The following is a 14,930-nucleotide window of genomic DNA, read 5'->3' on the forward strand; positions in this document are numbered from 1 at the left end:
GAACAAGTATGCAAAAAACTTCTTCACTCTTAACTCTTCACTCTTAACTTAATCGTTTTCCTTCTTCCCGAACTCCGGGTCAATCTTCACAAACGCCGCAACAACGAACGTCATGGCGCACAAGAGTACAACTATCACGAAGAACCAGAAGTATCCCACAAGCTCTTGCAGCCATCCGGCGACAAGGCCAGGCAACATCATCGACAACGCCATTAGTGCCGTACACAGAGCGTAGTGCGACGTCTTGTACTCGCCGCGGCTATAATAAATAAGGTACAGCATGTACGCCGTGAAGCCGAAACCATAGCCGAACTGCTCGATGAAGACGCAGGCGTTGATTATGGCGAGGCTTGAAGGCATGTCGTAACTTAAGTACACATACACCAGGTCGGGCAATGTTATCGCGCAAACCATGGGCCACAGCCATCGCTTCAGCCCGTCGCGCCCCGCCGCAATGCCACCCAATATGCCGCCAAGGGTAAGCCCCACGATACCGACAGTACCCTGAACGAAGCCATATTCCTGTGGCGACAGCCCCAGTCCGCCGTTGCTGCCGCTGTCAATAAGGAACAGCGACGAGACTTTGGCGAGAAGTCCCTCGGGCATTCGATAGCACAACATGAACAGAAAGGCCCACACCACCTCCCTCGTGGGAAACTTGGTGAAGAATGTCCTGACCGACATACACAGCCCGGCCCATATCTCACGTGCCCCGGCATTGCGCCTCTTACGGTCTGACACGGGACACGGCAGCGCAAAGCTATGCCACAACCACAGGGCGATGAACAATCCCGTAACTCCGTAGAACATAAGGCTCCACGAATAGCGTATGCTCCCGCGGAAGAACACCTGCAGGTTGCCCGCCACCATAACGAGGAATCCCTGCCCGAAAATAGTAGCCAGGCGGTAGAACGTGCTGCGTATGCCAACGAACCAAGCCTGCTTGTGCTGGTCAAGGCCTAGCATGTAGAATCCGTCGGCCGCGATATCGTGCGTGGCACTGCTGAATGCCATAAGCCAGAAGAAACACAGCGTGCCCTGCAGCCAGAAATCAGTGGGTATGGTGAAAGCTACTCCCCCGAAAGCCGCGCCGATAAGCAACTGCATGGTTATAATCCACCACCGCTTGGTCTTTATGATGTCCACGAACGGACTCCACAGCGGCTTTATCACCCACGGCAGGTACAGCCACGACGTGTAAAAAGTTATCTCAGCGTTGGTAAGGCCAAGCTGCTTGTATAACACGAGGGATATCGTCATCACCGCGACATAGGGCAGTCCCTCGGCAAAATACAGCGACGGCACCCAGCTCCACGGGCTCTTTCTCAGTTTATAATTCATAGTTTAACCATAAATTTTCCTTATCTCAGCTCCACGGTAATAGTGCAGCAGGATTTCATCGTAACCGTATCCCTGCTCGCCCATAACCGCGGCTCCTATCTGGCACAGCCCCACTCCGTGTCCCCATCCGGCACCGGTAAGGACAAAACGCGACGGAACGCCGCAGGTAACATCGTACTTATCAACCACGAAAGCGCTGCTGTAAAGATGTGTTTCGCTTAACGCACGGCGTATCTCCAACTCCTTGCCGATAACGAAAGAGCGCTTCTCGCCTACTATTTTCAGCTTGCATATACGGCCGCTACGCCCACGCTGCACAGGCACAAGGTCAACTATACGCCCGAAATCCATCTTCAGCTTATCAGCTATGAGCGCTGAAAGCTCGTCCTGCGTGTATTCCACACGCCAACGGTAGAAGTCAGACGTTTCCTGGTCGTAGTCGTTCAGGACTTGAGAGAGGACGTTTCTGTCATTCGTATTACAATATGCCGCAGGACATGAGCGTATCCACTTTTCAGCCTCGGCCTCCACCGTCAGGTCTGGAATGCCGCCATCCTTTTCGTTTACGTCGCGCAATGCAACAAGATACGGCTGTGCCTTGTCTTCCCAACAATACTGGAACTCCTCAGTAATGCCTCCGCAGCACTTGCTGAAACGTGCGTCGCATATCTCGTCGCCATACGTCAGTATCCGTCCTCTGGTCTCACGCACGGCCTGTTCAACATGTTTATTATTTGCCTTGGTTATGCCCTGGTAACGCTGACAGTGGTCGTCCGCGCAGACATCAAATATCGTATGGTCATCGCGGTCGTACCACCGAATCAGCTCGTCGTCCTTCTTGATGAACGAGAAGAAGCCGTTACCTACCCTCTCCTGCCGCTTGCGACGCTCCATTTGGGACAACAGCCAACTGCGGGAAATCACCGCATGTGCCTTGAGAAACTCAAGCGAAGACGTAGCTTTCATCTCGCTCGATATGACGCTTACGAGATAATCCTCAACAGGAAGGCAGTTGATGGCGCATACCTTGTCGGCCTCAACAACCAGCTTAAGCACGCCACGGAACGTCTGCGTTTCCTTGCGCTGCCAATGGAAATTTACTCCAATGGTCACGTCCTTAAGCGAGAATGACGCGTCAGGACTATCCGTTGAGAAAGTAAGCTCACGATAAAGATTGCCGTTCCAAAGTATTCCACCTTCAGAAAAAGCAACTTCTTGACTTCCGGAAATCACCTCGCCTTTGGCTACATAATCACCATTAAGCACAAAGCTGAGCTTCTCCGAGCTCAAAATGCCGACCTGCACCCAAGGTTCCTTCCGCTCAGGCGGTACACTTGAATGGCCAAAAGGTTCTCTCGCAGAGCGCCGTATCCGGTCTACCACATAATCCATAGAGACAACGTCAAGGGATACTTCACGCAGAATACCAGCCACCTGTTGAGGGGTAAGGTTGTCAAAATCTTCCTTCCTCGGCGTTATTACGAGCCCCGCCATGTCAATTGCGCCAGGGCTTACAAGTATATTCCCTGCCTGACTGCTGTTATCCGACAATGTCGCCGTTACCAATCTGGCGTCGCCAGCCTTGCCGTTATATCCATAATAGCAGTCCGGACGGTGTTTAGCACGAGGGAAAACAACGGTATGGCATACGCCGTTAACCATCCAGCTGACAATATTCATCATCGGCTCGGGAGCTCCATCACGCAATGGTAACGCCTCGTATACACGACGGAACAGAGCAATTCCATTATCCATATTGCGCGAACGGATGAGTATAGCCGGGCATACCCAACCATTAACGAGCGATATATCATCTCCATTATCAAGGGTACAGATATTTACAAGCTCTCTCTGAAGGCGGGGCCATGCGGCCTGCAACGGCAAACGGCCGTGCATAAAAGCCTGGAAATGCATGTGATCCGGTGCCGACGCCCCGCACTGAGGCCCGTTATAGAACACCGTTATACCAGCGAAACGCAACAACATACGGTACATTTCATGATAATTGTCCAATATCCGTTGCGGCTGATGGGCACAAATTGGCACGGTAAAATGCACCGGCATTATAGGATAAGGATTGACCAACATCTCAAACCTATCGTCAAGATGTTTTACCATTTGCTCCTCCGGCCTATTTGCCTTGCACAAAAAACACGGTCTGTGGCTGATTACATCCTTGCTTATTGAAGCCCCGGTAGACATGATTCGCGCAGGATTGAACTGCAACGTTACGTTCTGCCCGCCAATACTCACGTCACGTGTCTGTACGTCATGTAAGTCACGGTAATTGCAACGGGCAAGCTTCCACGTCTCGAGCTGCCTGTTGAAAAAGCGCATTAACGAGCCGTCACTCAAAATGAACCCCTCGCCTGCATTCATTTTCTTGCGGGCCATAAGCTCCATCGTACGCAGACGGTCTTTATATATATTGTTAGCGTTTACCTTGTCGACACTCAACGCAGCGTCGCTATTTCCTCCCCAGCGCCGGCAAAGATAAAGCTCAGTGTATATACGGCCTATCCTATACATTCGGCTGAAAGCCAATCCAAGTGCATAATCCTCGCCATAACTCGTATTAGGGAAACGTATCTGACGCAATAATGGAGTAAAGAATGCCCTCGGAGCACCAAGGCCATTTATACGCAAGGCATTGTTACATCCATTGGCGTCGGTCCATTCGGCATGGTCAATCAATCCCGGCGGGATGGTATTAAGGTCAAAGTCACACATACGGTAACTGCCTATGACCATAGCTGCACGCTGGCGGTAAAAGGCATCGACGATTGTCTGTAATGTGTCCTTGGACGAATAAAGGTCATCACTGTCTAATTGTACGGCGAAACGGCCACATCTGGTATCGTCAACAGCCACGTTCCAACAACCGCCTATACCAAGGTCTGTACGTCGCGGGATGATATGTATCAGTCTGTTGTCGTCATACGCTTCAAGAAGGGTTGTCGTATTGTCAGTCGAATGGTTGTCAACGACTATTACGTTGAACTTGAACGTTGTCTTCTGCGACAATGCGCTGTCTACCGCGTCACGTATCGTCTTCTCACGGTTACGTACAGGTATTACAACAGAAGCCTCATACTCGAAATCCTGCTCGTTGAAGTCCGGCTCAATATAATACGACGTGTCAACCAATGCATGAACAGCTTTCAAGTGTGCCGTTACGGCACGCTCCATCTCAATCTGTACATCACGGTTGGCCGGATTTACATAATCAAACTGTTTCTCGCCACTCGGCCTGTTGTCGCGTTCCTCCTCCGTGTATAGTATTTCATTTATATGAAACAGCTTTCCATGACGACTGAGATACAACCAAAGCTCATACCAACCGGCATAAAGGTAATCGTCTTCATCCGTCACGCTCATGAAGCCGTGCAACAGACTGCCACGTACCATTACAACCGAACCGAAGTCGAAATCATCCCTCAAGCTGCCTTCCTGCCAATCTATAACAGGACGCGGCTCAACCTTGCCTCCGCCTGAAGCCAGACGGTCACTGTACACCATGGCGGCATCGGTCTCCGCAGCGACACGGGCCATGCGCTGTATGGAATACTGCCCAAGACTTACGGACACATCCTTCAAAAACATCATTGCGTAATCGGCCATTACGCTTTCCGCAATGCTCTTCATTGCCGATGATGATGACAGCCTGTCAACGACGATAAACGAGCAATCATCGGGCACAGCGTTGTCCATGGCAAACTCCTGCGTTACGAGCAGATTGATATGACGTATCATGCGACTGCCGCGCAACTGCCTCAAGGTATTCTCTACTGCCTCGAAACCGGAGCACGGCAAAAAGCAATCTATTGTTCCAAACATAGTATATATTTTACGGCTTACTTCCTGACTTTTATTATTGCCTTCTTGCCGAACACTACCGCCTCGGCCATGAAATAATTGAAAAGACCCGATATGAGCAACGCCGCAAGGTTACACCATACGACACTCCACCCGAATATTTTTTCAAACAACAGCAAGAAGAGCATCTTTACCAAGAACCCTAAAGCCGACGAAACATTGAATACGGCAAAACGACGCCAAAAGTCGGCCGCGCAACGATTGTCTATCCGGCTCTTCCATATCCAGCAGTAAGAGCACAGAAAGTTGCTCATAACGGCAAATTCAAAAGATATTATCGGCGACACGACATAATCGCCCCAATACGTATCGAACACATAGGTTGAACACAGCCACAAAACCAGCGTGTCAACACCTGTTCCGAAAAGGCGGCTAACTACAAACTCTATATAGCGCAACATGGCATCACATGAAATAAAAAACGGACAATGAACAATGGAAGCCAGGACAACCGTCCACACTAAATACCATCCATTGCTTCATTCTCCGCCACTACTCACTTCTCATTATTAACTTTCAACGGGTCTTTCTCGGCAAGCACGCTGCGGTCCTTGGTAAACTGCACGAAATAAGCGACGAACAGGAACACAGCGATGGCAAAAGCGAGCACGTCGAACACCCCGAACTCATAATTGAGCAACACAAATCTGTTGTCCGCCCACGATGTGTACATGTACAGCGTATTTATAAGTATCACGACGAGACGGAACTCCGTTGGGCCGAAACTGCTGTAGGTAAGGCGGAACTCACCCTTAAGGATGGCGCCTATGTAAGTGTAGATAGACAGGGCAAGGTATCCTGCCAATACGAGTAAAGCCACGTCGAGCCGCAACATGGGCGACAACCCGGCCCCTATACACATTATACATATTGTTACGGCGTCGAGCGTATGGTCGATAAAAAAGCCGTAAACAGGCCTCTGTGTATTGCGGACACGAGCTACCGTGCCGTCAAGGCTGTCGCCAAACCAATTGACAACAAGGCCCAACGACGATATCCAAAGATAATTGACGTTGACGTTTCCCAAGACAAAACCTACGGCACAGATTACCGCACCGGCCACTCCGAGGTATGTCAACATGTCAGACGTAACCCAGCCCGGCAAACGCTGAGCCATCCAGACCAACGCTTTTTTCTCTGCCGCATTGAGTATAGACGTCTGTATTCGTTCTGAAGTTTCCTTTCCCATTGTTTGTTCTTCAACAGTTTCGTTTCAATATTTTGGCTGCAAAGTTACATCTTTATTACGAAATTCATACATTTCGTCACATCTTTTGTAGCTATTTAACGGTTGACCGATTACGGATTGAAACATACAACGGAGCTGAACGGCTGGCTAAGGCAGGGATACAACAACGGCTTACGAGAGTCTGAGGTATAGCGTCAGACTCCCGTAAGCCATATTTCCGTCACATACGCACACGGATGTCAGTTGTCGATAACTTTCTTGATGTCCTGTAACGTCAGGCTACCTGTAAGCACTACAACGCTTACCTCTTCGTCGCCGACATTCAGCAAGACGTACTGCCGAAAGTCTTTCAACAAGGTTTTCATGTATATTCCAGAGTGTTCACCGTCTCCCGTGACGTCCATCAGCTTCTTGTACTTGTTGTTACGTATGATCTGCAGGCAACCTTCACGCAGAGTTTTCGCCGCCTTACGGTTCTCTGAATTAAGTATCTGGATGTTGGTAAGCTTGTCGGACACGACCCCGAAATCATAGTCTCCACTGCTCTTGCCGGACATCATGCCGAGCAAGTCCTTCGAGATATAAACGGAGCTTATGCCTTTCGTGCCGGCGAACTTGTCGATAAACGACTCCTGAGCCGATACTCCTGCTGAGCAGACAGCCATCAGCAAAATCAATATTATGTGTTTCATTTTGTAGGTATTTTAGTCATTTCCAAACATTTGTCCATTCTCTCGCCTATCTCCTTAGTCTCACGGCCTGCCGCCTCCATGCTGTTAAGACCTTTGTTGAGCGTCATCGAAAACTTCAATATGGCCTCCTGCGCCTGAGCCAAGGCTATCCTGTCATCCACGGACGGCGTATGCATATTGTCAACACGATTGAGCAGGCCGAATCCAAGCGACGCAACGAACAGCACGCTTGCGGCTATTCCTGCAACAATCTTCAGCCTCCTGCGCAAAGGGACAACGGCACTACGGCCTGCGCCATCGGCCTCGGCAAGACGGTCAACCATATCCTCAAGACGTTCTTCAAAGCCGTAAGGCACACCGGAAGTGTCATTGCTTCCGTGCAGGTGGACGAAGAACAGGCGCTCTTCAGCCATATCGTCCGGCACGTCACCGCTTGCGAACAACCGCGCGAGCTCGCTTTCCTCCTCTTCCGAGGTTTGACCGTCATAATACTTCGCCAGAAGTTTCCTTATTCTACTTGTTTCCATAATTCCTTATTGCATTGAATTGTTCACGTAATGTTTTCCTTGCACGGCTCAGCGTAACGCGTATGTTTGCCATGCTCAGCCCCGTGGCATACGATATTTCGTCATAGCCTGCCCCGTTGACGTCGCGCATTACAACCAATTCGCGCTGCTGTTCAGGCAAGGCCGCTATGCAACGGCGCATTATGTCGGCCAGGTTGCGGTTCTCGATATCGCCTACCACATCATTGCGCGACGGAATCTGCGCCGGCAACTCATGGCTGAAGCTCATCCCTGAGCCACGCCCACGCAACCTGTCATTATATACATTCTTTGTCACCACAACGCAATACGCCTCATCGTTGACATCGGACGGCAACCTGTCGCGACGTGTCCAAAGCTTCGTGTACACGTCCTGCACGATATCCTCGGCCTCCTGCATGTCACCAGACAGGGAGAGTGCCACGCCGTACAACTTGCGACTTAGCGGTAGAAACCTTCGCTTGAACTCTTCACCCGTCATGGCTACCTGCATGTAACACGTTTATTTTACCTAAAACCTACCGCCGTATCAATTTATGTTGATTGTCTTCTCGTTGACAATCTTGCCCAGATCCTCAGGCTTGAGGTTTCCACTGAGCTTGATAAACACGCCGTCGCCACCGTTGGAGACTATGATAAGAAGTTCCTTTATAATGTCGTTGTCCTTCTTACCGAGTATTTTCACACGGCTTTCGTTGTCAAACACTGAGGCTATCTGCTCATAACTATTGTCCGCCTGAAGACCGGCCACCTTGTCATTAAACAACTTCATCTTGTCGCTTGGCACGCCATCAAGTACTAGGACCGTACCCTCGTCGACAGAATCAAAAAACTCCTTGGGAATGTCGTCATTACCCTTAAACTGCTGCTTCAGCATTTCCTTATCGAAAGAAATCACCTGAGCGTTGGTAGCAGCCTTGATTTCGTTGATTACTTCGTCAGCAGTCTTGGCGAATCCGGCAGTGCAGAACACCGCCATTGCGATAAACATTAATAACTTTTTCATAATAATCTTGCTTTAATTTATTGTTTATATTATTTTACCTTGTCTTTATACTGTAAACGTAAAACGCCAAAAGTTTGTTACAGAAAAAAGCGGGAAAAACCACATCAACCGCAAATATTTTTTCAAAAGACGGCAAAACGCATTCCGAAAGGCCGTCTCTTGCAGTGCGGTTGACCCTCTTTTACACGATAAAAGACGGCCTTTTGCATTTACACCGAATTCACGTTAACATGGCAAACATGCAGAACTCATCGAGAATACAGAAAATTTCTATTAACAACTGCGGCATTTCACGCACCAACAGATACAAAAAAAGTCCGCGATAAGCGTAACACTATATCGCGGACCCTTATCGGCCAGTCATTCACTGATTATACTTTTTTCTCCTTTATCTTCTGTACGTACGCGTCGATTACGGCTACAGCCGTGATATTCACCACGTCGCGAACCGAGCACTCAAAGTCTGTAAAGTGGACAGGCTTGTTGAGCCCCATCTGTATCGGGCCGATAATCTCGGTGTCGGGGTCAATTGCCTGCAACAGTTTGTAGGCATTGTTGGCGCTGCTAAGATTGGGGAACACCAGCGTGTTTACATCCTTGCCTTTCAGACGAGAGAAAGGATACTTGGAATCGCGCAGGTTATTGTTCAACGCGAAGTTAACCTGCATCTCTCCGTCTATTGCCAAGTCGGGATAACGGCGCTGCATTTCCTCCACCGCGGCATGTACCTGAGCCGGGCTTCCGCCGTCATCGGTACCGAAATTAGAATAACTTATCATAGCGATATGCGGCTCGTCGTTGAAGAACCTTACCGTATTGGCGCTAAGACGGGCAATATCCACAAGCACGTCCTTGTCAGGATGGCGGTTGATTAGCGTATCGGCAAGATAAAGCACGCCTTTCTTCGTGTTCAGGATGTGCATGGTTCCGAAGTGGCTGTACTCCTGTTGTATGCCTATAACCTCCTTAGCCACCTTGATGGTATTGGAATATTTGGTGTAAAGACCGGTGATGAATGCGTCTGCCTCGCCAGTCTCGACCATCATCATGCCGAAATAGTTGCGCTCGAACATCTTGTCGTTGGCCTCCTGGAAGGTGTATCCCTGGCGCTGGCGCTTATCCGCAAGTATTCTGGCATAACGCTCACGCCTGTCGTTCTGGTTGTCATGACGCAGGTTTATTATCTCAATACCGTCAAGGCTGAGGTCGAGTTCCTTGGCCAATTTAGCGATACGCTCGTCGTTACCGAGCAGTATAGGATGGCAGATTCCCTCGTTCTTTGCCTGTACGGCAGCCTTGAGCATTGTAGGATGTATACCTTCGGCGAATACCACACGCTGCGGATGCTTACGTGCCGTGTCGTACAGCTTCTGGGTAAGTTTGCTTTCCTGCCCCAGCAACTCACGCAGATGGTTCTTGTATTCATCCCAATCCGTAATATTCGTGCGGGCTACACCGCTGTCAATAGCAGCCTTGGCCACAGCAGCCGAGACCTCCGTTATAAGACGTGGATCGACTGGTTTCGGAATGAAATACAATGGTCCGAAGGTAAGGTTGTTGACTTGGTATGCATCATTCACCACGTCCGGCACGGGCAACTTTGCCAAGTCGGCAATAGCATTTACTGCAGCCATCTTCATCTCCTCGTTGATGGCCCTTGCGTGTACGTCAAGCGCACCGCGGAAAATATACGGGAAACCTATTACGTTGTTGATTTGGTTTGGATAGTCAGAACGCCCTGTGCTCATGATTACGTCAGGACGGCTGGCCATTGCGTCTTCGTATGATATTTCCGGAACAGGATTTGCCAGGGCAAACACGATAGGCTTGTCGGCCATCGAGCGTACCATGTCCTGAGTAAGCACATTACCTTTTGACAAGCCGACAAACACGTCCGCGCCCTTCACGGCCTCTTCAAGCGTATGCACGTCACGACGGTCGGTGGCGAACATCCGCTTCTGCTCCGTAAGGTTGGCACGATCGCTCGTAATGACCCCCTTCGAGTCAAGCATTAGGATGTTCTCTTTTCTTGCGCCGAGCGCCATATAAAGCTTTGTGCATGAAATTGCCGCGGCGCCTGCGCCGTTTACCACAATCTTCACCTGCGCAATATCCTTGCCGGCTACTTCAAGGGCGTTTTTCAGTCCGGCCGCCGATATGATAGCCGTACCGTGCTGGTCATCATGCATTACGGGAATGTCAAGAGTCTTCTTAAGCCTCTCTTCAATGTAGAAACATTCTGGAGCCTTGATATCTTCAAGGTTTATTCCGCCGAAAGTAGGCGCTATTCGCTCTACGGCCTCGCAGAATTTCTCGGGATCTTTCTCGTCAACCTCAATGTCAAATACGTCTATACCTCCATAAATCTTGAACAACAGGCCCTTTCCTTCCATTACCGGCTTGCCGCTCATCGCCCCTATGTCGCCAAGTCCGAGCACTGCGGTGCCGTTGCTTATCACTGCCACAAGGTTACCCTTATCGGTGTACTTATAGGCGTCATTGGGAGTCTTCTGTATCTCCAGACACGGGAAAGCGACGCCTGGCGAATATGCAAGACTAAGGTCTGTTTGGGTAGAATAAGGTTTAGTTGGTTTAACTTCAATCTTACCTGGTTTGCCGCTACTGTGATACTCCAGCGCGGCTTCTTTAGTGATGTTTACCATAATTATCGTGTTATCATGTTCTAACGTGTGAAAAATGCAAGATTTCATATCGTAACGAAATCTCTTGCAAATGTAATAAAAATATATGAAGCCAAATAGTTTTTTACGGAAATAAATTATTAACTTTGCAAATAAAATTTAATCTTATGCGTAAAACGAACAATATGACAGCTTATCGCGAAAGTTTGAGACATAAAATTCTCGATACGGCAATGTCTTTCTTCAAAAAGAAAGGAATAAAGGCAGTGCGCATGGACGACATATCCACCGAGCTGGGCATATCGAAGCGCACTCTTTACGAGATTTACAGCAACAAGGAGGACCTCCTCTTTGAGTGTCTGCGTAACGAGAACGAGATTATGACTAAACGGCTTGCCGATTATGCCATGACAGCTGAAAACGAGATGGCCGTAATAGCGTATTTCATAAAGATAAAGCTGAAAGACCTTGGAACAATCAATCCATTGTTTTTTACAGAGATGGAAAAATACGAACGGATTGTACGCTTCTTCAAGGAGAATAATGAAAAACAATCGGCGCGCTCGCAGGAATTCATGGAAAAGGGCATTGAACACGGATTTTTCCGCGGCGACCTGAATTACGACATTATAAATAAAATGGGCGATGCCGCAATGAATTTCGTGATGCAAACGCGCCTGTATGAAAAATACAGGCTGAACGAGATTTTCCATACGTTTATCATCGTATTTCTGCGTGGGTGCTGTACGGAAAAAGGACTTGTGTATCTCGACAAGTTCATTTCATCGGGAAACTGATATCTTACCGTGAATCTTGTGTAAGAAAAAAGTCCGGCAAGTCTCTGTCATCTGTCAGCCGAGCATGTACCTTACTGAGAACAAGGCTGTTACAGCCTGACGGACATCAGTCTGACTGTCAATGCGATGTTGGCAAGAGTGACCGTCACACATGTCTGGCCGTTCCGCAAGCCATTGTCATGACACGCCGGCGGAATGTCTGTCATCATCTAAATTGCTGTAAACCAGAATGTTTCGGACCGGACTGACGGCTGACAGAGAAATACAAAAAGACATTTACATGGTTTCAACCGGCCGTTAACCGACTGACGATTTGCCGTCTTTTGGAGGGCGGAATGCCGTCTTTTACGTTATAAAAGACGGCATTCCGCTATTACTTTTTCAAGAAATACTGTTATACCCTTATGATTTGCTTGACGCCTTTGACGTTGCGTAGCTTCTTGATAAGCTGCTCAAGTCTTGAAGTGTCTTCGACATTTACTACAAGATTTCCCCTGAACAGGCCGTCATTACTGTCGATGTTGATACTACGCATCATTATTTTCTCCTCCTTTGAAATAATGCTTGTAATATTATTGACAATACCTATATCGTCGTTACCGATTATCCGCAAGGTCGTAGAATACTGCGAACTGCCCTTTCCACTCCATTTTGCCTTGACTATACGATAACCGAAACGCTTACGCAACTCCGGAGCATTAGGACAATCTTTCCGATGAATCTTTATTCCACCACTCACAGTAACAAAACCGAATACGTCGTCACCATAAATTGGATGACAACATTTTGCCAACGTATAATCCACCCCTTTCAGGTTTTTGTCTATGACGAGCACGTCATCACTGGCATACGTAAGCTCCTCGTTAGGGTTGTCAAAGTTGAATTCTTCTGCGCTGCGCGCCGGCACCTGCACAGACATATTGCCTTCATGGCGCTGCAATTCCTGATAAGTCTCTATCGCCTGGTTCAAGTCTACACTGCCATCAGCCAAATGGCGGTAAAAGTCATTGGCTTCCTTGAAGCCCATCTTTTTTATCAAATGCGATATTACACTTTCATCAAATTCTATTTTACGGTTCTTCAAACGCCGCTCCAACATCTCTTTCGCGTAAGCCCCGTCTTTGATAACCTGCTCTTTCAGGGCCATACGAACCTTGGCCTTGGCACGGCTTGTCTTAACAATATTCAACCATTCCTGTTTCGGCCGTTGTGTGGCAGACGTCATTATTTCAACCTGGTCGCCATTATTCAACACGTGCCTGAACGTTACCACCTTATTATTTATACGGGCGCCGGTACATCTGTTGCCGATGTTTGAGTGAATGCGATAGGCAAAGTCAAGCACGGTTGCTCCCTTGGGAAATTTCATCAAGTCACCTTTCGGAGTGAAAACAAAGACCTCGTCTTCATACAAATCCATCTTGAACTGGTCTATAACCTGCATGTCGTCCTTGTTTTCAAGGGCAGTGCGGATACTGTTCAGCCACTCGTCGAGACCACTCTCTCCCTTAATGCCCTTATAACGCCAATGCGCGGCAAGTCCCCTTTCGGCTATTTCATCCATACGTTCCGTACGGATCTGCACTTCCACCCATTTGTTTTCAGGCCCTAAAACAGTTATGTGCAAACTTTCATACCCATTTGACTTTGGCACACTAAGCCAATCACGCAGGCGCTTCGGGTTGGGTTGGTACATGTTGGTAATTATAGCGAACACTTGCCAACATTGCACTTTTTCCTCTTCAAGCGGAGAGTCAAGAATTATCCTAATGGCAAACAAATCATAGATGCCCTCAAAGCCGCACTGCTGCTTCTTCATCTTCTGCCAAATACTATGGATACTCTTCGTACGTCCCTTCATGTGGAATTTGAAGCCGACTTCTCTCAACTTCTTGTCAATCGGCGCTATAAAGCGTTCGATATATGCGTCACGGCTCTTCTTGGTCGCATTGAGTTTATCCTTGATCATGTAATATGCGTCATGTTCAAGGTATTTAAGGCTAAGGTCTTCAAGCTCACTCTTAAGCTTATACAAGCCTAACTTATGCGCAAGAGGGGCGTACAGATAGCTTGCTTCTTCGCTGACCTTCGTCTTTGCATCAACATTCTCAACGTCACGGATCTGCCTCATCAGGTTTACGCGGTCGGCTATCATGATTAATATGACGCGCATATCCTCGGCAAAGGAAAGCAGAAGATTACGGAAATTCTCACTCTCGATAACAGGACTTTTTGTATACAACTCCTGGATTTTACACAAACCATGTATTATCTTGGCTACATTGTCTCCGAATATCTCCCTTATCCCTTCACTATCCTTGGCATCTGCATTTGTACCGGCATAAAGGAGTATAGCCAAGACACCGTCACGTTTTAAGCCTATCTCCTCTACAGCGATTTGGGCAGTCTGCAAGCTCAGCAATATCGGATTCAGCCCAAATACATTGCGGCTTACGTTATTGCCTCTCAACTCATTTTTTATGTATTTAAACAATTTGCCCTCATCACCTTCTTTCAGCAATGAGCCGATACTTGCACGTAACTTACGAACAAGGCTTAAAATTTCCCGTTTTTCATCGTTAGTGAATATCATCCGCTTCTTTTTTTAATTAACCTGCCAAGATTCCTGGTTGCGACAATGTCCGTTTATTGACGGACATGCACTTTCAGTCGGCTTCTTGCCAACTGATATGCAAACTTACATATTTTTTCCGAAAAACACCAGTTTCGCATTACGTAATTTATAATTTGTAAGTTTTATTGCATAAAGTAATAACTTTTTAATGCGACAGAACACCTGTTTTTAATTAAAAAGCATTATATTTGCAAGGAAAACAGAACC

Annotated in this window: 11 protein-coding genes; 1 reads left to right on the forward strand and 10 read right to left on the reverse strand. The window is 48.1% G+C overall.

The genetic code is table 11. From position 1 onward, the window contains the following. Positions 1-48: 48 nt before the first annotated feature. The 9 genes from H6A34_RS05025 to H6A34_RS05065 form a co-directional block, all read right to left on the reverse strand. On the reverse strand, positions 49-1,341 hold the full coding sequence (locus tag H6A34_RS05025) for an MFS transporter (RefSeq protein ID WP_021949159.1): 1,293 nt from the start codon (positions 1,339-1,341) through the stop codon (positions 49-51). Positions 1,342-1,344: 3 nt separating this feature from the next. After that, entirely contained in the window at positions 1,345-5,178 is a 3,834-nt protein-coding gene (locus tag H6A34_RS05030) for a DUF4922 domain-containing protein (protein ID WP_205103875.1), read from the reverse strand. Between the two features lie 17 nt (positions 5,179-5,195). Further along, complete coding sequence (locus tag H6A34_RS05035; protein ID WP_021949157.1) at positions 5,196-5,618, reverse strand: GtrA family protein; 423 nt, start codon at positions 5,616-5,618, stop codon at positions 5,196-5,198. 95 nt (positions 5,619-5,713) lie between these two features. Beyond that, positions 5,714-6,406 (reverse strand): CDP-alcohol phosphatidyltransferase family protein, encoded by a 693-nt coding sequence (locus tag H6A34_RS05040; RefSeq protein ID WP_021949156.1) that lies wholly within the window; start codon positions 6,404-6,406, stop codon positions 5,714-5,716. 239 nt (positions 6,407-6,645) lie between these two features. Next, a complete protein-coding gene (locus H6A34_RS05045) occupies positions 6,646-7,098 on the reverse strand; it encodes a DUF4252 domain-containing protein (protein ID WP_205103877.1) in 453 nt (150 codons plus the stop codon). Beyond that, the gene (locus H6A34_RS05050) at positions 7,095-7,625 is read right to left on the reverse strand and encodes a hypothetical protein (RefSeq protein ID WP_205103879.1); all 531 of its coding nucleotides are present in this window, start codon (positions 7,623-7,625) and stop codon (positions 7,095-7,097) included. Before H6A34_RS05050 ends, H6A34_RS05045 begins: the two co-directional genes overlap by 4 nt. After that, complete coding sequence (locus H6A34_RS05055) at positions 7,612-8,136, reverse strand: RNA polymerase sigma factor (RefSeq protein ID WP_021949153.1); 525 nt, start codon at positions 8,134-8,136, stop codon at positions 7,612-7,614. The genes H6A34_RS05050 and H6A34_RS05055 overlap by 14 nt, the downstream gene beginning before the upstream one ends. A 36-nt stretch (positions 8,137-8,172) precedes the next feature. Next, positions 8,173-8,649 carry a DUF4252 domain-containing protein gene (locus H6A34_RS05060; protein WP_205103881.1) on the reverse strand — a complete coding sequence of 159 codons (477 nt, stop codon included), beginning with the start codon at positions 8,647-8,649 and terminating at the stop codon, positions 8,173-8,175. A 371-nt stretch (positions 8,650-9,020) separates the two neighbouring features. Continuing rightward, on the reverse strand, positions 9,021-11,312 hold the full coding sequence (locus H6A34_RS05065) for an NADP-dependent malic enzyme (RefSeq protein WP_205103883.1): 2,292 nt from the start codon (positions 11,310-11,312) through the stop codon (positions 9,021-9,023). 164 nt (positions 11,313-11,476) lie between these two features. Between H6A34_RS05065 and H6A34_RS05070 the strand changes: the two genes are divergently transcribed. Then, the gene (locus H6A34_RS05070) at positions 11,477-12,088 is read left to right on the forward strand and encodes a TetR/AcrR family transcriptional regulator (protein ID WP_262896351.1); all 612 of its coding nucleotides are present in this window, start codon (positions 11,477-11,479) and stop codon (positions 12,086-12,088) included. 394 nt (positions 12,089-12,482) lie between these two features. Here H6A34_RS05070 and H6A34_RS05075 read toward each other — a convergent pair whose 3' ends face one another. Next, positions 12,483-14,681 (reverse strand): RelA/SpoT family protein, encoded by a 2,199-nt coding sequence (locus H6A34_RS05075; protein WP_205103887.1) that lies wholly within the window; start codon positions 14,679-14,681, stop codon positions 12,483-12,485. Positions 14,682-14,930 lie beyond the last annotated feature (249 nt).

The organism is Marseilla massiliensis (assembly GCF_016899855.1).
Taxonomy (GTDB): Bacteria; Bacteroidota; Bacteroidia; order Bacteroidales; family Bacteroidaceae; genus Prevotella.